At 64.9% G+C, this 22,573-nt stretch carries 26 protein-coding genes; 19 read left to right on the top strand and 7 right to left on the bottom strand.

Annotated elements, in window-relative coordinates:
• The first annotated feature begins 38 nt into the window (after nt 1-38).
• Nucleotides 39-800 (top strand): methyltransferase domain-containing protein, encoded by a 762-nt coding sequence (locus tag AR323_RS03670; protein ID WP_057882625.1) that lies wholly within the window; start codon nt 39-41, stop codon nt 798-800.
• Between the two features lie 14 nt (nt 801-814).
• Here AR323_RS03670 and ppdK read toward each other — a convergent pair whose 3' ends face one another.
• The 3 genes from ppdK to AR323_RS03655 all read right to left on the bottom strand — a co-directional run bounded on the left by ppdK (nt 815) and on the right by AR323_RS03655 (nt 6,903).
• The gene (ppdK, locus tag AR323_RS03665; RefSeq protein ID WP_057882624.1) at nt 815-3,493 is read right to left on the bottom strand and encodes a pyruvate, phosphate dikinase; all 2,679 of its coding nucleotides are present in this window, start codon (nt 3,491-3,493) and stop codon (nt 815-817) included.
• A 123-nt stretch (nt 3,494-3,616) separates the two neighbouring features.
• Entirely contained in the window at nt 3,617-6,007 is a 2,391-nt protein-coding gene (gene glyS / locus AR323_RS03660) for a glycine--tRNA ligase subunit beta (protein WP_057882623.1), read from the bottom strand.
• Entirely contained in the window at nt 6,004-6,903 is a 900-nt protein-coding gene (locus AR323_RS03655) for a glycine--tRNA ligase subunit alpha (protein ID WP_057882622.1), read from the bottom strand. The genes glyS and AR323_RS03655 overlap by 4 nt, the downstream gene beginning before the upstream one ends.
• A gap of 195 nt (nt 6,904-7,098) precedes the next feature.
• Between AR323_RS03655 and AR323_RS03650 the strand changes: the two genes are divergently transcribed.
• The 11 genes from AR323_RS03650 (at nt 7,099) to AR323_RS03600 (ending at nt 13,550) form a co-directional block, all read left to right on the top strand.
• Nucleotides 7,099-7,425 (top strand): UrcA family protein, encoded by a 327-nt coding sequence (locus AR323_RS03650; RefSeq protein ID WP_057882621.1) that lies wholly within the window; start codon nt 7,099-7,101, stop codon nt 7,423-7,425.
• Nucleotides 7,426-7,504: 79 nt separating this feature from the next.
• Nucleotides 7,505-7,888: a hypothetical protein gene (locus tag AR323_RS03645; RefSeq protein WP_057882620.1), complete on the top strand. Its 384-nt coding sequence runs from the start codon at nt 7,505-7,507 to the stop codon at nt 7,886-7,888.
• A gap of 12 nt (nt 7,889-7,900) precedes the next feature.
• Nucleotides 7,901-8,290, top strand: a complete 390-nt coding sequence (locus AR323_RS03640; protein ID WP_057882619.1) for a hypothetical protein — start codon at nt 7,901-7,903, stop codon at nt 8,288-8,290.
• Nucleotides 8,287-8,481 (top strand): helix-turn-helix transcriptional regulator, encoded by a 195-nt coding sequence (locus tag AR323_RS03635; RefSeq protein ID WP_057882618.1) that lies wholly within the window; start codon nt 8,287-8,289, stop codon nt 8,479-8,481. The genes AR323_RS03640 and AR323_RS03635 overlap by 4 nt, the downstream gene beginning before the upstream one ends.
• A complete protein-coding gene (locus AR323_RS03630) occupies nt 8,468-9,103 on the top strand; it encodes a hypothetical protein (protein ID WP_057882617.1) in 636 nt (211 codons plus the stop codon). Before AR323_RS03635 ends, AR323_RS03630 begins: the two co-directional genes overlap by 14 nt.
• A 57-nt stretch (nt 9,104-9,160) precedes the next feature.
• On the top strand, nt 9,161-10,090 hold the full coding sequence (locus AR323_RS03625; protein ID WP_057882616.1) for a TraB/GumN family protein: 930 nt from the start codon (nt 9,161-9,163) through the stop codon (nt 10,088-10,090).
• Nucleotides 10,087-10,968 (top strand): TraB/GumN family protein, encoded by an 882-nt coding sequence (locus AR323_RS03620; RefSeq protein ID WP_123321814.1) that lies wholly within the window; start codon nt 10,087-10,089, stop codon nt 10,966-10,968. The genes AR323_RS03625 and AR323_RS03620 overlap by 4 nt, the downstream gene beginning before the upstream one ends.
• A 106-nt stretch (nt 10,969-11,074) precedes the next feature.
• Nucleotides 11,075-11,755, top strand: coding sequence for a 50S ribosomal protein L25/general stress protein Ctc (locus AR323_RS03615; protein WP_057882615.1), 681 nt, complete (start codon nt 11,075-11,077; stop codon nt 11,753-11,755).
• 103 nt (nt 11,756-11,858) lie between these two features.
• Nucleotides 11,859-12,359 carry an AAA family ATPase gene (locus tag AR323_RS03610; protein WP_057882614.1) on the top strand — a complete coding sequence of 167 codons (501 nt, stop codon included), beginning with the start codon at nt 11,859-11,861 and terminating at the stop codon, nt 12,357-12,359.
• 14 nt (nt 12,360-12,373) lie between these two features.
• Nucleotides 12,374-12,943 carry an aminoacyl-tRNA hydrolase gene (gene pth, locus AR323_RS03605; protein WP_057882613.1) on the top strand — a complete coding sequence of 190 codons (570 nt, stop codon included), beginning with the start codon at nt 12,374-12,376 and terminating at the stop codon, nt 12,941-12,943.
• A complete protein-coding gene (locus tag AR323_RS03600) occupies nt 12,936-13,550 on the top strand; it encodes a CPBP family intramembrane glutamic endopeptidase (protein WP_057882612.1) in 615 nt (204 codons plus the stop codon). The genes pth and AR323_RS03600 overlap by 8 nt, the downstream gene beginning before the upstream one ends.
• Here AR323_RS03600 and AR323_RS03595 read toward each other — a convergent pair.
• The gene (locus AR323_RS03595; protein WP_152980293.1) at nt 13,547-13,774 is read right to left on the bottom strand and encodes a hypothetical protein; all 228 of its coding nucleotides are present in this window, start codon (nt 13,772-13,774) and stop codon (nt 13,547-13,549) included. The genes AR323_RS03600 and AR323_RS03595 overlap by 4 nt on opposite strands.
• 79 nt (nt 13,775-13,853) lie before the next feature.
• On the opposite strand from AR323_RS03595, the gene AR323_RS03590 reads away from it, so the two are divergent.
• From AR323_RS03590 to AR323_RS03580, 3 genes are all read left to right on the top strand, one after another.
• Nucleotides 13,854-14,837, top strand: coding sequence for an SDR family oxidoreductase (locus AR323_RS03590; RefSeq protein WP_057882610.1), 984 nt, complete (start codon nt 13,854-13,856; stop codon nt 14,835-14,837).
• Nucleotides 14,838-14,922: 85 nt separating this feature from the next.
• Nucleotides 14,923-16,023, top strand: coding sequence for a redox-regulated ATPase YchF (ychF, locus tag AR323_RS03585; protein ID WP_057882609.1), 1,101 nt, complete (start codon nt 14,923-14,925; stop codon nt 16,021-16,023).
• 51 nt (nt 16,024-16,074) lie between these two features.
• Nucleotides 16,075-16,875 (top strand): DUF1206 domain-containing protein, encoded by an 801-nt coding sequence (locus AR323_RS03580; protein ID WP_057882608.1) that lies wholly within the window; start codon nt 16,075-16,077, stop codon nt 16,873-16,875.
• Here the strand turns inward: AR323_RS03580 and AR323_RS03575 are convergent.
• On the bottom strand, nt 16,872-17,258 hold the full coding sequence (locus AR323_RS03575; RefSeq protein ID WP_057882607.1) for a MerR family transcriptional regulator: 387 nt from the start codon (nt 17,256-17,258) through the stop codon (nt 16,872-16,874). The two genes, AR323_RS03580 and AR323_RS03575, sit on opposite strands and share 4 nt — an antisense overlap.
• A 44-nt stretch (nt 17,259-17,302) precedes the next feature.
• On the opposite strand from AR323_RS03575, the gene AR323_RS03570 reads away from it, so the two are divergent.
• Genes AR323_RS03570 through AR323_RS03560 form a run of 3 tightly spaced genes read left to right on the top strand, consistent with a single transcriptional unit; the run spans nt 17,303 to nt 19,926 of the window.
• Entirely contained in the window at nt 17,303-18,052 is a 750-nt protein-coding gene (locus AR323_RS03570; RefSeq protein ID WP_057883149.1) for a MauE/DoxX family redox-associated membrane protein, read from the top strand.
• Between the two features lie 22 nt (nt 18,053-18,074).
• A complete protein-coding gene (locus AR323_RS03565; protein WP_152980292.1) occupies nt 18,075-19,457 on the top strand; it encodes a hypothetical protein in 1,383 nt (460 codons plus the stop codon).
• Between the two features lie 4 nt (nt 19,458-19,461).
• Entirely contained in the window at nt 19,462-19,926 is a 465-nt protein-coding gene (locus AR323_RS03560; RefSeq protein ID WP_057882606.1) for a MaoC family dehydratase, read from the top strand.
• Between the two features lie 21 nt (nt 19,927-19,947).
• Here AR323_RS03560 and AR323_RS03555 read toward each other — a convergent pair whose 3' ends face one another.
• Together AR323_RS03555 and AR323_RS03550 are read right to left on the bottom strand one after the other, a co-directional pair.
• Nucleotides 19,948-20,448: a hypothetical protein gene (locus AR323_RS03555; RefSeq protein WP_057882605.1), complete on the bottom strand. Its 501-nt coding sequence runs from the start codon at nt 20,446-20,448 to the stop codon at nt 19,948-19,950.
• 178 nt (nt 20,449-20,626) lie between these two features.
• Entirely contained in the window at nt 20,627-21,220 is a 594-nt protein-coding gene (locus AR323_RS03550; RefSeq protein WP_152980291.1) for a pyridoxamine 5'-phosphate oxidase family protein, read from the bottom strand.
• 354 nt (nt 21,221-21,574) lie between these two features.
• Between AR323_RS03550 and AR323_RS03545 the strand changes: the two genes are divergently transcribed.
• The gene (locus AR323_RS03545) at nt 21,575-22,528 is read left to right on the top strand and encodes a VOC family protein (RefSeq protein ID WP_057882603.1); all 954 of its coding nucleotides are present in this window, start codon (nt 21,575-21,577) and stop codon (nt 22,526-22,528) included.
• Nucleotides 22,529-22,573: the final 45 nt, after the last annotated feature.

The following is a 22,573-nucleotide window of genomic DNA, read 5'->3' as shown; positions in this document are numbered from 1 at the left end:
CCTTGCAACCCCGCCGCTGGAGGGGCAGTTGCGCGCCGATGACGACCCGCGATGTGCCACCGCAGATATTCAGCACCCGCCGCAAGACCGCGCGGGCCGAGCGCGCGCGCGCATTGCAGGTTCGCGGCGGCGCGGCGGGCTGGCTCGCCGAAGCGTTCTTCGAGGATGCGCTCGAGCGGATCGAGTTCATGCAGCTCGAGCCAGACCGCGCGCTCGTTCTCGGCGCTGGCGGCAGCGAGCTCGGGCGGACGCTGGAGCGCAAGCACGTGCGGGTCACGGTCGCAGATCCGGACTCGCTCGATCTCGAGGCGCCCTACCCCGTCGGCGGGTTCGGACTTATCGTGAGCGTGGGCGCACTCGACACGGTCAACGACTTGCCGGGCGCGCTGATTCACCAGCGAGCCGCGCTTGGTCCCGGCGGCGTGATGATCGCCAGCATGGTCGGCGCGGGCAGCCTGCCCCGGCTGCGCGGAGCTTTGCTGGCCGCCGATGGCGAGCGACCCGCGGCGCGACTGCACCCGGCGGTCGATGCACGGTCGGGCGCCGCCCTGCTCCAGCGGACCGGCTTCGCTCGGCAGGTCGCCGATTCCTGGCCGCTGCGCCTGCGCTATGGTTCTCTCGATACCCTCGTCGCCGACCTGCGCGCGCAAGGGCTGACGAGCGTGCTGGCCGATACGCCGCCGCCCGTCACCAAAGCCGGTCTGGACAGGGCGCGGGCCGCTTTCCTGGCGGATGCGGACCGGCACGGCCGGGTCGTCGAAACGCTCGAACTTCTGACCCTTACCGGCTGGAAGGACTAGGTCGGCCGGCAAGGCTACTCCGCCCGGAGCGCCGCCTGCGCGGCGGCCAGGCGAGCGATCGGTACCCGGTACGGGCTGGCCGATACGTAATCGAGGCCCACATCCTCGCAGAACGCGATGCTTGCCGGGTCGCCGCCATGTTCGCCGCAAATGCCGAGCTTGATGTCGGGCCGGGTTGCCCTGCCCCGCTCGGCGGCGAGGCGGACGAGCTGCCCAACCCCGTCGATGTCGAGGCTGACGAACGGATCGCGCGCGAATATCCCGCGCTCCACATAAGTCGACAGGAACCGCCCGGCATCGTCGCGCGAGACGCCCAGCGTCGTCTGCGTCAGGTCGTTGGTGCCGAACGAGAAGAAGCGGGCTTCCTCGGCGATCTCACCCGCCATCAGCGCGGCGCGCGGCAGTTCGATCATCGTGCCGACCAGGTAGTCGACGCTGCGGCCCTTCTCGGCAAAGACGGCCTCCGCCGTGCGATCGACCAGGTTCCGCAGCAGTTCGAGTTCGCGCTTCGTCGCGACAAGCGGGATCATGACTTCGGGTATGGGCGCGGGCGACGATTCCGGGCCGCCTTCCGCCGCAACGTCGCACGCCGCTTCGAAGATCGCGCGGGCCTGCATTTCGTAGATCTCGGGATAGGTGATGCCGAGGCGGCAACCCCGGTGGCCGAGCATCGGGTTGAATTCGTGGAGCTCCGCCGCGCGGCGCTTCAGGTGGTCGGCGCCATAGCCGGTCGCTTCGGCCAGCTCCTCGAATTCGGCGTCGGCGTGCGGCAGGAATTCGTGCAGCGGCGGGTCGAGCAGGCGGATCGTGCACGGCAAGCCGGTCATGACCCGGAAGATCTCGGCAAAGTCGGCCCGCTGTTCCGGCAGCAACAGCGCGAGCGCCTTGCGCCGACCGCGCTCGTCCTCGGCCAGGATCATCTGGCGCACCGCGCTGATGCGGCGTGCATCGAAGAACATGTGCTCGGTGCGGCACAGGCCGATGCCCTCCGCGCCGAACTGGATCGCCATGCGGCAATCGTCGGGCGTTTCGGCGTTGGTCCGCACCCGCATCCGACGATGGCGGTCGGCCCATTCCATGAGCACGCCGAAATCGCCGACCAGCTCGGGCTCGATCGTCGCGACCTCGCCCGCCATCACCTGCCCGGTCGATCCGTCGAGCGTCAGCACGTCGCCCTCGGCCATCGCGCGATTACCGATCCGCAGCGTCCGCGTCTTGAGGTCGATCGAGACCGCCGAGGCGCCGGAGACGCAGCACCGGCCCATGCCGCGCGCCACCACGGCGGCGTGGCTGGTCATCCCGCCGCGCGCGGTGAGGATACCCTGCGCCGCGTGCATCCCGTGGATGTCCTCGGGAGAGGTTTCGACGCGGACCAGGATCACCTTCTCGCCGCGCGCCACCCATTGTTCTGCCGTGTCGGCGTCGAGCACGATCTTGCCCGACGCCGCGCCCGGCGAGGCAGGAAGACCGGTGGTGAGCACATCGCGGACCGCCTGCGGATCGAGCGTGGGGTGCAGCAACTGGTCCAATGCCATCGGATCGACCCGCAGGATCGCGGTCTTTTCGTCGATCAGGCCCTCGCCCGTCATGTCGACCGCCATCTTGAGCGCGGCCTTCGCGGTCCGCTTCCCGCTGCGGGTCTGGAGCATCCATAGCTTGCCGCGTTCCACGGTGAATTCGATGTCCTGCATGTCACGGTAGTGCGCTTCGAGCAGGTCGAACACGCGCGCCAGCTCGGCGTAGGAATCGGGCATTGCCTCTTCCATGCTGAGCGGCTTGGCCCCAGCCGCCTCCCGCGCCCGCTTCGTGAGATACTGTGGCGTGCGGATGCCCGCGACGACGTCCTCGCCCTGCGCGTTGACCAGCCATTCGCCATAGTACGCGCGCTCGCCCGTCGCGGGGTCGCGGGTGAAAGCGACCCCGGTGGCCGAGGTGTCGCCCATGTTGCCGAACACCATCGCCTGCACGTTGACCGCGGTGCCCCAACCGGCGGGAATGTCGTTCAATCGGCGATAGACCTTGGCCCGGTCGCTGTCCCACGAATCGAACACGGCGCGGATCGCTCCCCAGAGCTGTTCGTGAACGTCCTGCGGAAACGGGCGGCCCAGTTCGTTCTCGGCGATCTGGCGGTACTGGGCGACGAGCGCCTGCCAGTCCTCGGCCTCCATCTCGGTATCGGCGTAGAGGCCCTTGTCCTCCTTGGCGATTTCGAGCGCCTCCTCGAACAGCCCGTGGTCGATGCCGAGCACGACGTCCGAATACATCTGGATGAAGCGGCGGTAGCTGTCCCATGCGAAGCGCGCATCGCCGCTGACGCTGGCGAGCCCCTCGACCGTCTCGTCGTTGAGGCCCAAGTTGAGGACGGTGTCCATCATCCCCGGCATCGAGACCCGAGCGCCCGAGCGGACCGAGACCAGCAGCGGATCGGCGGGATCGCCGAACGTCTTGCCCACGCTGCGCTCGATGTGCGCCAGCGCCTCGGCGACCGCGGACTTCAGGCTATCGGGAAACTCGCCGCCTTCGTCGAGATAGCGGACGCATTCCTCGGTCGTGATCGTGAAACCGGGGGGGACCGGCAGGCCTATGCTCGCCATTTCGGCCAGGTTGGCGCCCTTCCCGCCGACGATCGTCTTGTCCTTCGCCCGCTTATCGTCGAGCGGGGCTCCCGCGCCGAATGGATAGACCGTCTGCACTACGCCGTCCCCTTCGTGTCACGCCAATCGGGGGTGTTTTGTGAAAACACGCATGGCGCTTTAGGTATCTGAAAATCAACCATTAATCGGCGAAAGCCGGTGTCCCGATTGTCACCTTTCGTGTCACCCTTCGATACGGCTGAAATCGGCTACCCGGTGCACCGCATCGCGGAACCGGGCAAGGAGGTCGAGCCGGGCCGTGCGCTTGGGCGGGTCGGGGTCGTTCACCGTCACGCTGTCAAAGAACCGGTCGATCGGGGCGCGCAACGTAGCGAGCGCTGCCATCGCCGCTGCAAAGTCCTCCGCCTCCACCGCTGCGGCGGCGCGCGGCCCGGCTGCGTCGAGCGCCTCGATCAGCGCCTTTTCGTCCGTTTCGGGCGTGTAGGAAAGCGCGCTCTTCTCCTGCGACCGCGCGGCATAGACGGCCCGCATCTGTGGATCGTCGACATCGGCCATCGGGTCCTCGTCGCCGGTGCGAGGGATAGTCCCGTTCTCGCCATTCCCGCGAAGGCGGGAATCCATTTCTCGGTCAGCGCCAGAGGCCTGATGGACTCCGGCCTCCGCGGGGGTGACGAGTGTGTGATTTTCCTTCTTCAGAATGTTCGCCGCGCGCTTGTAGCCCGCAAGCAAGTTCGCGCCATCTTCGGTACCCATGAACTCCTGCAGCGCATGTACCCGCGCGAGCAAGCGGACGAGATCGTCCTCGCCCCCGAGCGCGAACACCGCATCGATCAGGTCGTGGCGGACACCGGCTTCGCGTTGCTGGACCTTGAGGCGGTCGGCAATGAAGTCCAAAACCTGCCCTGCGGAGCGCGATGACGGTTCAAAGACGGCTGCCCGAATCCAATCTTCGTTTGTGACTTCGGTTAAATAGTCATCTGACAATTCACCCTCGGAAGCGTCGATCCCGAGAGTCTCAAATGCACCTTTTAAGGAAACGATCGTCCCTTCGTAGTGTCGACCAATCACTTGTATCGAAAGGTGTAAGATTGGACTTAGAATCGCCAACGGCAGGTTCAGGCGAACCCCATTGGAAACGATCAACCGAATAAGGGAGATAGCAGCCCTTCGAAGCGCGAAAGGATCTTTAGAACCAGTTGGAAATTCGCCCACGAAAAAGAACGTGCTGATAGTATCCAGCTTATCCGCCAAACTCACCACCACCGTCACCGGCGCGGTGGGGACTTTGTCACCCTGCCCAACCGGCTTGTAGTGGTCGCGGATGGCGTCGGCGACGGCGGCGGGCAGGCCCTCGGCGCGGGCGTAGTAGCCGCCCATCAGGCCCTGCAGTTCGGGGAACTCGCCGACCATCTCGGTGACGAGGTCGGCCTTGGCGAGGCGGGCGGCCTGTTCGGCCTGGTCCGCGTCCGCGCCCTTGACGATGCCTTCCTCGACCAGCCAGCGGGCGAGCTTCGACACCCGGTCGACCTTGTCGGCGACGGTGCCGAGCTTTTCGTGGAAGGTGATCCGTTCGAGCTTCTTCGCGTGGTCCGCGAGCGAGGTCTTGCGGTCCTGCTCCCAGAAGAAGCGCGCGTCCGACAGGCGGGCGGCGAGGACCTTGCGGTTACCGTCGACGATTGCCGCACCGCCGTCGGCAGCCTCGATGTTGGCGGTACAAACGAAGGCATTCGCCAGTTTGCCGTCCGCCGAGTTGCAGACGAAATACTTCTGGTTGGTCCGCGCGGTAAGCTGGATCACCTCGGGCGGGACGTCGAGATATGCCTCGTCGAAGCGGCCGAGCAGCGGCACGGGCCATTCGGTGAGGCCGGCGTTCTCGATCACCAGTCCTTCGTCCTCGACCAGCGAGAGTCCCGCCTCGGAAGCCGCCTTGGCCGCGCGCTCGCGGATCAGGTCCTGCCGCTCGGCGTGATCGACGATCACGTGGCACGCGCGCAGCTTCTCGGCGTAGTCGGACGCGCCTCCGATGGTCACTTCGCCCGGACAGTGGAAGCGGTGGCCGCGCGTGGCATAGCCCGATGCCACGCCGCCGATCTCGCACTCCACGAGGCTATCGCCCAGGATCGCGACGATGCCGGACAATGGGCGCACCCACCGGATGCTCTGGGTCGAGAGCGAAGCCGCACCCCAGCGCATCGACTTGGGCCACGGAAAGGCGCGCACGATCGCCGGGATCGCCTCTGTCAGCAGGTCGCGGGTCGCGCGACCCGGCTTGTCGATCACCGCGAACCACGTGTTGCGGCCCTTCACGTCGCGCAATTCGAGCTGGTCGCGGGTAACGCCGTTCTTCTTGCAGAACCCGTCGATCGCGGCATCGGGCGCGCCTTCAGGCGGGCCCTTGGCGTCCTCGCTCACCGCCTCGGTCGCTTCGGGCAGACCGCGGGCGATCAGCGCGAGGCGCCGCGGGGTGGACCAGACGGTCACCTCGCCCACGGCAACGCCTGCCGCACCCATCTCGGCGCGAAACAGCCGCTCGAGATCGGCGCGGGCACCGGCCTGCATCCGCGCGGGAATTTCCTCGCAGCGCAGTTCGAGCAGGAAGTCGGCTGCGCTCATGCGCTCCACTCCGGATACTTTTCGGCCCAGCCCGCCTGCTCCTTGGCCATGTAGGCCTCGCACGAACCGCGCGCGAGATCGCGCACCTGCGCCATGTAGCTGGCGCGTTCCTGCACGCTGATCACGCCGCGCGCCTGGAGGAGGTTGAACAGATGGCTCGCCTCGATCGCCTGCTCGTAGGCGGCGATCGGCACGTCTGCGGCCAGCGCGTTCTTGCACTCGGCAGCGGCCTTGCGGAACAGGTCGAAAAGCGCGTCGGTATCGGCGACCTCGAAGTTCCACTTCGACATCTGGCGCTCGTTCTCGAGGAATACCTGGCCGTAGCTGGTCCCGCGCCCGTCGAAGTTCAGATCGTACACGTTGTCGACGCCCTGGATGTACATCGCGAGGCGTTCGAGGCCGTAGGTCAGTTCGCCCGCAACCGGTTTGCAGTCGAAACCGCCCATCTGCTGGAAATAGGTGAACTGCGTCACTTCCATCCCGTCGCACCAGACTTCCCAGCCCAGCCCCCAGGCGCCCAGCGTGGGGCTCTCCCAGTCGTCCTCGACGAAGCGGATGTCGTGCTTCAGCGGATCGATGCCGATCTCGACCAGGCTCTGCAGGTAAAGCTCCTGCAGGTCGGGCGGGCTCGGCTTCAGGATCACCTGGTACTGGTAATAGTGCTGCAGCCGGTTCGGGTTCTCGCCATAGCGGCCGTCGGTCGGGCGGCGGCACGGCTGGACGAACGCGGCATTCCACGGCTCCGGGCCCAGCGCGCGCAGCGTGGTCGCGGTGTGGAACGTGCCGGCCCCCATGCGCATGTCATAGGGCTGAAGGATCAGGCAGCCGTTGGCGCTCCAGAAATCGTGGAGCGTCAGGATCATGTCCTGAAAGCTTTTGGACGGGTCGCGGCTCATGGTGCAGCGCGCAATGGCGGAGGCGCGCGGGGGCGTCAACCGCGCCCCATTCGGCAAGGTCGATGGAAGGTACTCCAAACTTTTTGTCAGGTAGTGTTGACATAGTCAGCGAATCGCGACATATAGTCAGCACAACCTGACACAACGGAAGGTTGACCTTACCACTGGACCCTACATCCAAGCTGGAGAGACACGATGATCAAGATCCTTGCCACCGCCGCCCTGTTCGCCGCTCCCGTTGCCGCGAACTCCGCCGAACCTGTGCCTAGCTACACCGTCGAACACGCCGACCTCGACCTGACCACCGAAGCGGGCATTGCCCGGCTCGACGCGCGGATCGAATATGCAGCCAAGGCCATGTGCGCGAGCGGCGGCCGCGACCTGCAGTCGCGTCGTTACGAGATCGAATGCCGCGCCGACGTGATCGAAAGCAGTCGCCAGGTCGTCGGGCTGGCAGTCGCCAAGGCGAAGGCCGACAAGGTTCGCTTCGCCGCCACCACGTCCTCGCAGCCGGGCGCTTGATCCGGTTGTCGCAGGGACCGGTGCCACAGCCCGGCCCGGTCCCTGCTTTTCTCTTTGACTACCCGCTGAGGAGCAATTCGTGACCGCCGAGAAGAGAACGACCCTGTACCTGGTGATGGCCTACGCCGGCACCGCCGCGATTGTCCTCTACCTCGCGGCAACGACGCTCGACTGGCCGGACTTCGTCCGCGGCTTTTCGATCGGGCTGCTGCTCGTCAGCCTGGGAATGCTCATGCGCCGCAAGCTGCGCGACGAATACATCCAGAGTCTGTGGACCGCCGGCACTTCGGTGGCGTTCGTGACGCTCGTGATCGTCTTCCTGTTCGCCCCCTGGCTCGAAGGCTTCTTCGACGGACTGACGGGCCTCGACCGCAAGATGGATACCCCCGCCTCGCTCGCCCCGGCTCTCGCCATTCTCGGCTTCTTCGCCGGGTTCCACCTCAAGCGCCTGCGCGGCTACTGAGGAGCGCTCGACATGCCCTACGAGCCCCACGCCGTGACGAACCGCGACTATTCGCAGATCGCGCTCAACATGAGCATCGTCGGCACCATCATGGCGCTGATCCTGTTCGCCAGCCGCCTGCAGTGGATCCCCGATCTGACCGTCCCGGCCGTCACGATCAACATGCTTGCCATGTTCATCATGCGCATTCCCCGACGCGTCGACGATTTCGTGGCCGAATTATGGACGGCCAGTGCCAGCGTTGCGCTCTTCGTCATCGCAGGCGTTGCCCAGATCGCCATCGCTGCGGGCGAACGGCTGTCGGATGCCATCCCGCAGGTCGGACTGTTGGAGTGGCCCTTCCTGATCGGCCTGCTCGTCTTCTATGCCACCTATCACCTCAAGCGATGGAGGGGTGCATGAACAACAAGCTCAAGGTCCTGCGCGCCATGCGCGACTGGAGCCAGGCCGACCTGGCGATGCACCTCGACGTGTCGCGCCAGGCGGTGAACGCCATCGAGACCGGCAAGCACGACCCGTCGCTGCCGCTCGCCTTCCGCATTTCCCGGCTGTTCGAAATGCCGATCGAGGAGATTTTCGATGATCAAGGATGAGCCTGCAATACCGCTGTGGCGGCATCCGGTCCTCGTCGCGGCCGTTGCCGGAACGCTGCTGCTGTTCAGCCTCGGCCTGATCGCCGGTGTCGTGGCGTCGTCGATCGAACGCGAAGCGATGAAACCGCTGGGCGCCGCATTCCTGGTGGGTGCACTCGTGGTGGTCGTCGCAAGCACATGGCTTCTCAAGCGTTCGATCCCTGCCATCTTCACACAGGTTTCGCCAAGAGTGGGACGGGCACGCAAGATGCTCGTCTGGTCGATGGTGATCGGCGCCCTTCTGGGAATGTTCCTGGTTCTGGGCAGCCTGGCTGTCGGGACCGAGCCGCCCGAAGTGTTCTCGAACGCACCGATCCCGCAATGGCTTGCCATCGTTGCTATCGCGATCATCCTCGTCGTGGTGCCACCGATCACCTGGGCCTGGCATCGCTCGATCGACGAGCACGAGTCCGAAGCGTACCGCGACGGTACCCTTGCCGGGATCTATGTATTTTCCGCCGTGGCACCGGGCTGGTGGCTGGCCTGGCGCGGCGGAATGCTGCCCGAACCCGACGTCATGATCGTTTTCCTGATCGTCTACGTCGTCTGGGGCTTGGTTTGGATCATCCGCCGATATGGATGACGCCGCCGATCCCCTTCCCTTTCATCCACTTCGTCTTCGTATAGGAGCCCACCTGCCATGACCGTTTCGCTTCGCACACTTGCCCGCACGCTCATCCCCGCCGCCGCGCTGCTTGCCGCACCGGCTTGCGCCACCACGCCTGCACCCGTCGAAACGGCAGTCGCCACGCCCGCCGCCGCGCCCGCCGGCCCTGCCCTGTGGAAGGTGTCCGACGAGGACACGACGATCTACCTGTTCGGCACGGTCCACGTGTTGCCCGAAAACGTGACCTGGTTCGACGATCGGATATCCGGAGCGCTCGCCGCTTCGGAGTCGATCGTAACCGAACTGCCGCCGAGCGCCATGACCGATCCGTCAGCGCAGCAGACGATCATGGCCTTTGCCATGCTGCCGCCCGAAAAGTCGCTCCGCGCCATGCTGACCGACGAACAACGCACCACTTATGAGACCGCGCTCGGCAAGTTGCAGGTTCCCCCGCAGGCATTCGACCGGTTTGAGCCGTGGTTCGCCGCCATGACCCTGTCGATGCTTCCGCTGATGCAGAACGGCTACAAGGTCGATAGCGGCGTCGAGAAGGTGCTCGAGAGCAAGGCGGGCGCCAGCATCAAGCGCGACGCGGTGGAAACCGTCGAAGGCCAGATGAAGCTGTTCGACGACCTTCCGCTGGACGCGCAGGCCAAGTTCCTCACCACGACGGCCGAGAACGTCGACAAGATGGTCCCTACGCTCGATCAGATGGTCAAGGCGTGGAGCGAGGGCGATGCCGACCGGCTGGCCGCGCTGATGAACGAATCGATGAAGGACGATCCGGCGCTGGCCGAACGACTGCTCTACGCCCGCAATCGCAACTGGGCGCAGTGGATCGACGACCGTCTCGACCAGCCCGGTACCGTGTTTATGGCGGTCGGCGCGGGCCATCTCGCGGGCAAGGAAAGCGTGCAGGACGCCCTCGCCACGCGCGGCATCAAGAGTGTGCGGGTCCAGTGATCCGCGCACTCCTTGGCCTACTGGCGGCACTGGCGCTCGCCGGCTGCGGCGACACCGCCGACAAACCGGAACTTCCCCCACCCGACCCGGCGCTGTGGGAGATCACCCTGGCGGACGGAACCCCGGCAGGCTGGCTTTTCGGCACGATCCACGCGCTTCCGGAAGGCGCGGAATGGCGAACCCCGGCGATCGAAAAGGCGATCGTCGGGGCCGACCTTTTGGTGGTCGAAGCCAAGGACCTCGACGATTCCGCCAAGCTCGCAGCTACCTTTACCCGGCTGTCGCATTCGCCCGCAGGCTTGCCGCCGCTCAGCGAGCGGGTGGCGCCATCGCTCAGGGAAAAGCTGCGCGCCCTGCTGGCCAAGGGCAATTATCGGGAAGCCGATTTCCGGGCGATGGAGACCTGGGCCGCAGCACTTACCCTCGCGCAGCTTGCCGACGACTCGCAGGGCGAGAACGGTGTCGACCGGGCGCTCGTGCGCGACTTCCGAGCCCGCGAGATCGAGGAACTCGAAGGCATCGAAGGGCAGCTGTCTATCTTCGACACCCTGCCCGAAGCCGATCAGCGGGACCTGCTGGGCGCGGTGGTCGAGGAAGACACGATGACCTCCGGCGAGACCACCCGGCTCGCGAAGCTATGGCTGGCCGGGGATATGGAAGCGATCACCAAAGAGGGAGACGAGGGCCTGCTCGCCGATCCCGAGCTGCGCGAGGCCCTGCTGACCCGCCGCAACCGCGCCTGGGCCGATACGATCGGCGCCATGCTTGCCGAGGGGCGCAAGCCGCTCGTGGCGGTCGGTGCGGCCCATATGGCGCCTCCGCAAGGGCTCCCCGAATTGCTCACCGCGAAGGGCTACACGGTACGCCGCGTCCGCTGAGCTTGCTTTTCGCCGGCCATGCGGGTAACGGCCCGCGCTTCCGGCGTCATGGTCATCCCTGGAGGCGTGGCGGACCGGATATCAACCGCATTCGAAAGGCAATACCATGAGCGATGCTCTGACCCTGCCGGCCGAGGCGCGCGAACGGGCTGGCAAGGGAGCCTCCCGTGTATTGCGCCGCGAAGGCCGTGTTCCCGCCGTTATCTACGGCGGCAAGGAAGAACCCACTCCGATCCACGTCGAAGCCAAGGAGCTGGTGCGCCAGCTCGGCACCGGCCACTTCATGAACTCGATCGTCATGATCGAAGTCGGCGGCAAGAAGGTCCGTACGCTCCCCAAGGACGTTGCCTTCCACCCGGTTACCGACCGTCCGATCCACGTCGACTTCCTGCGCCTGTCGAAGGACGCGAAGATCCAGGTCGCCGTGCCGGTCGTTTTCCTCAACGAGGAAGCGAGCCCGGGCCTCAAGAAGGGCGGCGTGCTCAACATCGTTCGTCACGACCTCGAACTGATCTGCGAATCGGACAAGATCCCCGACCAGATCGAGATCGACGTGACCGGCAAGGACGTCGGCGATTCGATCCACATCAGCGAAGTGACGCTGCCGGCCGGTTCGGAAAGCGCGATCACCGACCGCGATTTCACCATCGCGACGTTGGTTGCTCCGTCGGCGCTCAAGAAGGCCGAAGGCGCCGAGGCTTCGGCCGGTGACGTGCCCGCGACCGAGCAGGCCGCCGAAGACGAAGCTGAAGCCACCGACGGCGAAGAAGCGGCGACCGAGGAGTAATCCTCCGCTCGCGGCCTTTGCCGAGACAAACAGGCGCCGGTCCTCGCAAGGGGGCCGGCGTTTTGTTTTTTGGGGATGCGTATTTCGACTGGGAGCAAGTGATATGGAACGGGTGCTTGTCATAGGCTCGCCCGGGGCGGGCAAGTCCACCTTCGCGCGCGCTCTCGCCCAGCTAACCAGCTTGCCGCTCATTCACCTCGATGCCGAGTATCACCTGCCAGGTTGGATCGAGCGCGACGAAGCCGAGTGGAGCGAAAAGCTGGATTGCCTGCTCGCTGCGGATCGCTGGATCATCGACGGTAACTACGGAGGCAGCATGGATCGGCGGCTGGCCCGTGCCGACACTGCGATCCTCCTCGATTATCCCACCGCGCTATGCCTGTGGCGCTTGTTCAAGCGGGTGATCACCCTGAACGGGCAGGTCCGCCCCGATGCCGCGCCGGGCTGTCCCGAACGGTTCGACTGGGAGTTTGTGCGGTATGTCGCCAATTTCCGCCGAGATAAAAATCCGATGCTCCAGCAGCGACTGACCCGCTTTCCGGGCAGGGTGATACGCTTTGCCCGTCCGGCCGAGGCGCAGGCCTTTCTCGACCGGCTGGCATAGGCTAGGCGCGCGCCATGCAAGTCTGGGCAGGTCTCGGAAATCCCGGTCCGCAATACGCGATGCACCGCCACAACGTCGGCTTCATGGCGCTCGACGCCATTGCCGAGGTGCATGGATTCGCACCCGTCCAGAAGAAGTTCTCCGGCTGGGTCCAGGAAGGCCGCATCGGGTCGCACAAGGTGCTGCTGCTGAAGCCCGCGACCTTCATGAACGAGAGCGGCCGCGCGGTGGGTGAGGCGCTGCGGTTCTACAAGCTCGGCGTCGAAGCGCTGACCGTGTTCCACGATGAACTCGACCTCGCGCCTTTCAAGGTAAAGGTCCGCATCGGCGGGGGCCTTGCCGGACACAACGGCCTGCGGTCGATCGACCAGCATCTGGGGCCCGATTTTCGCCGGGTGCGGATCGGCATCGGACACCCGGGGCACAAGGACCGGGTGACGGGGCACGTGCTGGGCAACTATGCCAAGGCGGAGATCGATGATCTTGCCGGGATGCTGGGCGCGATGGCTGCGGAGGCCGAGTGGCTGGCCGATGGAAACGATGCGCGCTTCATGAGCGACGTGGCCCTGCGCCAGCGTGACTGACCAGTCCCTGCCTCTCCCGAGCGGGAAGATCGCTGCCGCGCTCACCGCGCAGGCACTCGTGTTCGTCGTCGCCGGGGCGGCCATGTGGGTATTTGCGGGCAACGATCTGGCCGAGTTCGTCGACTTGGGGTGGCTTCCCGTCGGCCAGGGCGTGCTTCTCGGCCTCGCCCTGATCGCGGTCGTCGGCGCGACGTTCAAGGCATTCCCGCGCTTCCTCGAACATACCGTCCATCTCCAGTCGAAGATGGCCGTCCTTTTCAGCGAGCGGACGGGCTGGCGCGAATACGTGATCATCGCCCTGTGCGCCGGCATCGGAGAAGAGGCGATTTTCCGCGGCGGACTGATGACCCTGCTCGATGGCTACACGGGACCAGCGGCCGCGATATTCCTCAGTTCGCTGGTCTTCGCCCTGTTTCACCTGGCCAAGCCGTTGATCGGCGCGATCATCCTGGTGGTCGGCGTGATCATGGGGCTAGTCTATTGGTGGACGGGCAGCCTGCTCACCGTCATGATCGGCCACGCGCTCTACGACGTCTGGGCCCTGCGGCGGCTGCACCTGGAGTTCATCCGCCTGGGTTATGCCCCAGTGACCGACGACGCCGTCTAGAAATCGAGCATGGCTCCCGGCCTCGGCGTCCAGCCGTATGCATTCATACAGCCGAGGAAAAAGTCGCTTCGGCCATCCTCTTCCCGGATCGAATCCATCAGGTCGAGGCAGGTGCGCTCGGCTTGCTTGAACGGCGTCCCGCCGCCGCCGGACCATTGATCGACATTGCTGGTGCGGCAACCTGCCAGCATGACCAGGGCGAGAACGAAAGCGGCGCGCTGCATGGGCGGGTAAGTGAACCGCAAACGCTTGGCGCGCAAGCCGAATGCCGATAGCATTTCTCTTCGAAGGAGACCTGCCGCCATGCCCACGATCGACCGCCGCCGCCTGCTTGCCGGAGCCGCCGCCACCGGTGCTTTCGCTGCCACCGTCACGGCCGCCCAACCGGCCCAGCCGCGCTCGCTCACGGGCAAGTCGTTCTTCATCACCGGGGCTTCCTCCGGGTTCGGGCGCGCAGGCGCAGAACACTTCGCGCGCCTTGGGGCCAAGGTCTTCGCGACGATGCGCAACCTGCCCCGCCCCGAAGCCGACGAGCTGCGCAAGCTGGCGACCGACGAGAAGCTCGACATCACCGTGCTCGAAGTCGACGTGCTGGACGAAGGGATGGTCAACCGCGCAGTGGCCGAGGCAGAGCGGCTTTCCGGTGGCGGCATCGACGTGCTGATGAACAATGCCGGTATCGGGATCACCGGCCCGGTCGAGGTGCAGGACATGGAGGCGACCCGCCTCGCCTTCGATACCAACGTGTTCGGCTACCATCGCCTGACCCGCGCCGTACTGCCGGGAATGCGGGCGAAGAAGAGCGGGCTGATCGTGCCCATTTCCAGCCAGCTCGGCCGGGTCATCGCACCCTTCGCGGGCCACTATTCGGCCACCAAGTTCGCGGTCGAGGCGATGTTCGAGCAGCTCGCCTACGAAGTCGCGCCGCACGGGATCGAGGTCACGATCATCGAGCCCGGCGGCTATCCGACGAAAGTCTGGGTCAACCGCAACCGTTACTCCGCCGAACTGAAGGCGCGGGCCGATGCGAAACATACCGATGGCTATCCCGGCGTCGTCGCGAGGATGGGCAGCGAGGACGGTTCGGGTCGCACCGCCGACGTGATGGACATTCCCCGCGCCATTGCCGAGGTCGCGGCGATGCCCGCCGGCACCCGCCCGCTGCGCCGCCCGGTCAGCGGCGGGGGCATTCCGCAGACGGGAATCAACGAAGCATCTAAGGCCGCACAACTCGCGATGCTGGGCGGTTCCCAGATGGGCCAGTGGGTGCGCGGGGTACTCGACTAAGGCGGCGATCCATGTCGCGGGGGTGGCGCCGCGTCCCTCGCGCGGCTAAGGCGCGCGCCGAACCCTGCACAAGGACGTAATCACGATGGGATTCCGCTGTGGAATCGTCGGGCTGCCCAATGTCGGCAAGTCGACTCTCTTCAATGCCCTTACCGAAACGCAGGCCGCACAGGCCGCGAACTATCCGTTCTGCACGATCGAGCCGAACGTCGGTCAGGTCGCCGTGCCGGACGAGCGGCTCGATCAGATCGCCCGCATCGCCGGCAGCGCGAAGATCGTGCCGACGCAGCTGGCCTTCGTCGACATCGCGGGGCTCGTGAAGGGCGCGAGCAAGGGCGAAGGGCTCGGCAACCAGTTCCTCGGCAACATCCGCGAGGTGGACGCGATCGTCCACGTGTTGCGCTGTTTCGAGGACGACGACATCCAGCACGTCGCCAACAAGGTCGATCCCATCGCCGATGCAGAAGTGGTCGAGACCGAGCTGATGCTGTCCGACCTCGAAAGCCTCGAGAAACGGGTCCCTGCCGCCGCCAAGCGCGCGACGAGCGGAGACAAGGAAGCCAAAGTCATGGCCAGCGTGCTCGGCCAGGCACTCGAACTGCTGCGCGAGGGCAAGCCCGCCCGGCTGACCGAACCAAACGGCGACGACGAGGCCCGTGTCTTCGCGCAGGCGCAGTTGCTGACCGCCAAGCCGGTTCTCTACGTCTGCAACGTGGCCGAGGAGGACGCTGCCGAGGGCAACGCGCTGACCGCGCAGGTGTTCGCCAAGGCGCAGGCCGAGGGTGCGGAGGCCGTCGTCGTGTCGGCCGCGATCGAGAGCGAGCTGGTCTCCATGCCCGTCGAAGAACGCGGCGAATATCTCGAGGCGCTCGGCCTGACCGAAAGCGGCCTCAGCCGGGTGATCCGCGCCGGGTACAAGCTGCTCGGGCTGAAGACGTTCTTCACCGCCGGGCCCAAGGAAGCGCGCGCCTGGACATTCCCGACGGGTGCAAAGGCACCGCAGGCGGCGGGCGAGATCCATACCGATTTCGAACGCGGCTTCATTCGCGCAGAAACCATCGCGTTCGACGATTTCGTCGCGCTCGGCGGGGAGTCCGGCGCCAAGGAAGCGGGCAAGCTGCGCCAGGAAGGCAAGGAATACGTCGTCCAGGACGGCGATGTCCTGATGTTCAAGTTCAACGTCTAGGGCACCAATCGCAGTCCCGCCCGTTGCAGCGCCAAAGGGAGTAATGCCGCGATGGTCGACAAGTCCGAAAAGTTCAGCTGGTTCGTGCGCCTGGGGTACGCTGCACGCGGCCTCGTCTATATTCTGCTGGGTTATCTGGCGCTGTCGACCGCTGGCAAGGCGCAGGATGGACAGGCCGCGGTCTTCGATCTGATCCAGGACGTGCCGCTGGGCACGCCGATGCTCTATCTCGTCGCGATCGGCCTGCTCGCCTATGCCGCCTTCAAGTTCATCGACGCGGCGACCGATATCGAAAACCACGGCGACGATGCGAAGGGCAAGGCCAAGCGCATCGGGTCGGCGGCAAGCGGCATCGCCCACCTGCTGCTGGCTTACACAGCTTACCAGTTCGCCACCGGCGACAAGCAGCAATCGTCTCAGGCGACCGGGGGCGGCCAGGAAACCGCCGGCAGCTTGCTGACTTGGGACATGGGCCCCGTCCTGCTCGGAATTGTCGGGATCGGCTTCCTGATCGGCGCAGCGATGCAGGCGAAATCAGCCTACACGCTCAGCTTCATGAAGCACATCGGCGGCGGCGCGCCGGCCCACGTTTGCCAGATTGGTCGCGCAGGCCACGCCGCGCGGGCGGTGGTGTTCCTGCTCATCGGATGGTCGCTGGTGAAGGCGGCATGGTTCTCGCAATCGAGCGAGGTCAAGGGACTGGGCGAAGCGCTCGTCGCGCTAAGCGACAACGGCGTGGTCTATCCGCTGGTCGCCGTCGGCCTGATCCTGTTCGGCGTATTCAGTCTGATCACCGCGCGCTACCGCATCATCCCCGACATCCAGAAGGGCGACCTCAAGCCGCACCTCTAGTCGAGAGCGGCAAGGATCGGGCATGAACCCGCCTTGCCGTGGGCGCAATCGCGGGCCAGCTTCGCGAGCGATCGACGGGCATCCTCCAACCGGGCGATCTCCGCGTCCAGCGCGGCGACCCGATCGCGCGCCATTTCGCGGGCCCGCGCGCGATCGTCGGACCGATCGAGATCGATCAGTTCTGCGATCTGGGTCAGGGTGAATCCAGCAGCTTGCGCCTTGCGGACGAAGCGGAGCCTGCGCGCGTCGTCGTCGCCATAATGCCGGCCCGCGGGTGCGTCGCCCGAGGGCGCGGCCAGTAGTCCTTTACGCTGGTAGAAGCGTACCGTTTCCACCCCCACCCCGCCCGCCTTGGCCAGATCGGATATACGCATCGCCGGCATTCGCTTGACTCCGTACCATGGTACGGAGGGTATACGCCCGAATCATGAGTGATTCAAACCCCGCGAAGACCGCGATCCTGGCACGTATGGTCATGCCCGATCACGTCTGCCCATACGGCATCAAGTCGAAATGGCTGCTGGAGAGGCAGGGCTATTCGGTTGACGACCGCTGGCTCAAAACGCGCGAGGAAACCGACGCATTCAAGCGCGAGCATGGTGTCGACACCACTCCCCAGACCTTCATCGATGGCAAGCGGATCGGCGGTTACACCGACTTGCGGGCGTTCTTCGGCAAACCCCTCCCCGCACCCGGCTCGACCAGCTACGTCCCGGTCATCGCGGTCTTCGCCGCCGCCGCAGCGCTCGCCCTGGCGGTGAGCTTCGCCGTTTACGGCACGCCCTTCACGGTGCGCGCGGGCGAATGGTTCGTCAGCTTCGCGATGGTGATCCTCGCGATGCTCAAACTGCAGGACATCGAGAAGTTTTCGTCGATGTTCCTGGGATACGACCTGCTGGCGCGACGCTGGGTGCCCTACAGCTACCTCTACCCGTTCCTCGAGTTCGGAGCGGGTGCGCTGATGGCCGCTCGCGCGCTCGACTGGCTCTCGATCCCGGTGGCCCTTACGATCGGCACCATCGGCGCGGCGAGCGTGTTTTACGCCGTCTATATCCAGAAGCGCGACATCAAGTGCGCTTGCGTGGGAGGATCGAGCAACGTGCCGCTCGGCTTCGTCTCGCTCACGGAAAACCTCGCGATGATCGCCATGGCGATCTGGATGATCTTCAACCACTGACCTCGAACGGGTGAAACTCCTCATGACTTTCCGATTCCTCGCCGGCACCGCACTGATCGCGGTCGCGACGCCCGCCGCTGCACAGCACGCCGGCCACGGCGCCGACCATGCCGCAACGCCCGCCCCGACCCCGGCTCCCGCGCAGGCACCGGTCGATCATTCGAAAATGGACCACTCGCAAATGGACCATTCGACGATGGATCACGCCGGCATGAACCACGCCTCGATGGGTCACGAGGGGATGGATCATGCGGCGATGGGTCATGAAGGCGCTCACGCGGGCGAAGGCTCGGGCACCGCGCGGCTCCCTGCCAACGAAACGATGAACCACGGCGCAATCGTCGATCTGGGCGGCGACACCAGCCTGATGCTCCACGGTTTCGTGTGGCCGATCTATACCGACCAGGGCGGCCCGCGGGGGGACGACAAGTTCTATGTCCAGTCGATGGGCATGGCGACCGTGGCAGGCAGCTTCGAAGGCGGGCGCTGGATGGCACGCACGATGATGAGCCTCGAACCCGCCATGCGCCACGACGGCTACCCCAACCTCTTCGCCACGGGCGAGGTCGCCTATGGCGAGCCGCTGGTCGATCGGCAGCATCCGCACGACCTGTTCATGGAACTGGCGGGCCGGATCGATCTCGACATCGCGGAAGGCACCACCGCGTTTCTGTACGGCGGGCCGGTGGGCGAACCGTCGATCGGGCCGAGCGGCTTCATGCACCGCGCAAGCGCGCGGTATAATCCCGAGGCGCCGATCACGCACCACTGGTTCGATTCGACGCACATCACGTATGGCGTCGTGACGGCCGGGGTGAGCGCCCCGAAGTGGCAGCTAGAGGCGAGCGCGTTCCGTGGCCGAGAGCCGGACGAATTCCGCTGGAACATCGAGACGCCGAAGCTCGATTCGTGGGCGGTCCGCGCCAGCTTCGCACCCTCGCCGGCATGGCTGCTCCAGGCCAGCTATGCCGAGATCGAGGAGCCCGAGGCGATCCACCCGGGGGATGACGAACACCGTACGACCGCTTCGGTGCACTACAACGACGGCAAGGGCCTCAGTGCGATGGCCGCATTCAGCGCCAAGAATATCGTGCCCGGAGATACCTACACCGCCTGGCTGGGCGAGGTGAACTGGGACCTGACCGACCGGCACACTCTGTTCGGGCGGGTCGAGAACGTGAAGAATGCGGAGTTCTTCCCCGATCACAGCGATCCGCTGCACGACATGCCGTTCCGGGTGACGAAGTTTCAGGCCGGCTATGCCTTCCGTGTGCCGCTCGGCCCGTTGAACCTGGCGCTTGGCAGCACGGTCGCGACTTATGCCAAGCCTTCCGTGCTCGATTCCTATTACGGAAAGTCGCCTTTCAGCTACACGCTGTTCGCCCGATTCAGCCTGGGAGATTAACTGCGTGCAGTATTTCGAGGACATTGAGATCGGCCGGACGTCGAAGTTCGGCCACTACGAGGTGACCCGCGAGGAGGTGCTCGACTTCGCCCGCAAGTTCGATCCCCAGTCGTTTCATCTCGACGAGGAGGCTGCGGCCAAGACCCACTTCGGGCGCCTGTCGGCAAGCGGCTGGCACACCTGTGCGATGACGATGGCGATGATGGTCGAGAACATGCAGAACAACCGGCAGGCCGGCCTCGGTTCACCGGGGATCGACAACCTGCGCTGGAAGAAGCCGGTATTTCCCGGCGACACCTTGCGGGTGGAAACGACCGTGCTGGAAAAGCGCCGCAGCCAGTCGCGGCCCGACATGGGCATTTTCAAGTCTCAGGCCACCGTCTTCAACCAGAACGACGAGCCCGTCTTGGAAATGGTCTCGAACGGCCTGATCAAGGTCCGCGACCCCAGCGCGCCGATTGAGGACTAGGCGCGCGTCAACTGCCGCGCATCAACTGCCGCATTGGGCGACGCCGCTCGCCTGATAGACGATCTGGTCGCGCTGGTTGCGCAGGATGAACCGCGCGGGAAAATTGACCGTCTCGGAACCGGACTGGCTTCCCTCTACCTCGGCCAGGTCCAGCATGAACGACCATTCGCCGGCGGTGTATTTCCCCTTGGCTCCCAGTGGCAGGTCGCCGCTGCCGATATCGGGCGCGAACGATTCGAGTTCGCCGTCGATCTTCATGTAGCCCCGCGCCGGCTGGGCGAGCGCGATCGCGGCCATGCTGCCTTCGGGTGCGAAGTTGCAACCGGCGCCGGACAACTCGTAGCGCTCGATGTCGGGGTAGAGGATTTTCTCCGGCGTCACCGGCGCGGGCGGCGGCTCCTGCGCGGCCTTGACCGCCGCGATATCGGCCTCCTCCATGCGCTGCCGCTCGGCCGCACTCGGCTCATCCTGTCCGCATCCCGCGGCCAGCAAGGCAAGCGGCCAGACCCAAATCGCGCGCATCAATGTCTCCCGAAAAGCTTTTCGACGTCTTCCATCCTAAGCTTAGCCAATGTTGCGACACAGAAAGCAAGCCACAGAAATCAAAGGGTGTGGTCGCAGTTTCGGTCGTTCGCAAAATTCCGCATTCGGGCTACGGGAAAACGCCGATGTATGTCTGCAATGAGGGTGGAAAGCGGACCTAGGCCTTCGGGGGCAGCGCCGCCGCTTGCGGCTGCCATAGTGCTTGGCTGGGCTTCACACCTTTGCCCATCACTTCGAGCCGGTTGGGCCTAAAACGAATAAGCGCAAGGTCGTTCGGATAGTCCGGCCACTGCGCCCTATATTCTTTTGCTGGACCATGGGCCGAGATAGTCTCCTGATCCGTATGGACGGACGCCACGCCCATGAAGCTGGCATAGTAGCTGTTCTTGTGACCATTCGGGATGTCGTCGAAGCCGAAGTGGAGCGCGGCCTTTGGATTTGCAGCGATTTGCTTCGTCTTCCGGCTCCCGCGACGCGTTGCAATCCAAAGGCTCCAGTCGTCAGTTGGCTCGCCCACCCCGACGGGTCGGGCGCGCGGCATGCCGCTCTCGTCGATGGTGATTAGAACCCCAACCCAGTCTTCCTTCATGATCTCGCGAGCGGCGGCTATGATCGTCGCCGGATCATCGACTCGATAGAGGTCGTCGGAGGCTACTTGTGTGACTAGCCCCCTTGCAGATCCTGCCGCGAGAAGGCTCCCTAATGCCGCTGCCGAGGCACCAAAAACAACGTCACGTCGTCTCAAGCTCATCGCGACCTCCACAAGAACGCCGACCTGTGTAACCCGAACAGCAGCCGATTGTTAGTAGGCCTGCGAATGTCCGTGATGGGGTCGTTACCCGCTGGTCCGCTCTGGGGCTGACCTTGGCGATAGCTGTCGATCGGCTTTCAGCCAGCAAACGAGCTAGCTTAGCGTGCGATCTTGGGGTGGAAAGCTGACATTGAGCGGCACAGAAAGAGCGCGTAGCATCTGATCGGGCGCTTCCTGCTCTAGGAAAGAGCTGCGGTTGCACCACGGGGAATTACCGGTGCAACAAGCTCCGGAGTCAGTTGGGGAGATCGCGGCATGAGAATCCAGTCACTTAGCTTGGCGATTGCCACAGCCATGCTATACCTTCCGGTCACGAGTGCTGCATCCTCCGCACACCATGGTTCCGTGGGCGGACTCGACCATGTTCTCATCTGGTCTCGCAACATCGACCAGATCACGTCGGTCATGGCAGTGAAGCTGGGCTTTCAGGTGCGGCCGGGCGGTGATTTCGGCGACGGTGTCGCCAACCGGATTATCCCGTTTGCCGATAGGTCCTACTTAGAGTTGCTGTATTTCACGCGTCCCGAAGTCCAACTGACCGACGAGGTGCGGAAGCATTATGCAGCGACCGAGCGCGGCGCGATGTCAAACATGTTTGCGTTGGAAGCGAACGATGTCGACGGAGTGGAGCGCCAACTTGAGAGAGAGGGCTGGGACCTCGCCCCAAGCTCGCCGATGACTTACGATCCTGATGGCGATGGACCGCAGCCGCCACGCGAGAGCATGTGGAGGACGGTAGGGTTCAAATCACCGCCGTTGGCCGGAGCTGATCTGTTTTTCATAAAATATGCGCCGGGAGCATCGGCACCAGTCGATCAAGCTGACCAGATTGTTTTCAGACGACACCCGAACACGGCGCAACGAATCTCGGCAGTTTGGCTTCTCGACGCCAATGCCAAGGTCACAAGCGACCGGCTTTCTCGCATGGGCTTCAAGCGGACCGGAGAGGTCAGCCTGCCAGAGCAGGGCCTGCGCGGCTTACGTTTCGATTCAGGCGGCGAGACAATTCTCGCTCTCGAACCATTAGGCCCAGGTCCTGCCGCTGACGCCCTCAAGGAAAGAGGGCCTCACATTTACGGAATCAGCATTGCCGTAACCGACGTCGGCCAAGCTCGCCGAATTTCCGAATGGGGCTATGGCCGAGAGATGAAACGTTATCAGGGACTGCTAGGCGATTCCTTTGCGGCTCCGACGACCGCGGACTTCGGCTTTTTAGTGGAGTTTCACCAGCTGGCACCGCCTCGATAAGAACAGCATCCCGCCCGTCGCTGGCGGAGTCTGGCTAATGTCCGC

Origin of the sequence: Tsuneonella troitsensis, assembly GCF_001441535.1 — a bacterium.
Lineage (GTDB): Bacteria > Pseudomonadota > Alphaproteobacteria > Sphingomonadales > Sphingomonadaceae > Tsuneonella > Tsuneonella troitsensis.
The sequence above is the reverse complement of the archived record's forward strand: the minus strand, read 5'-3'. Positions and strand labels throughout refer to the sequence as shown.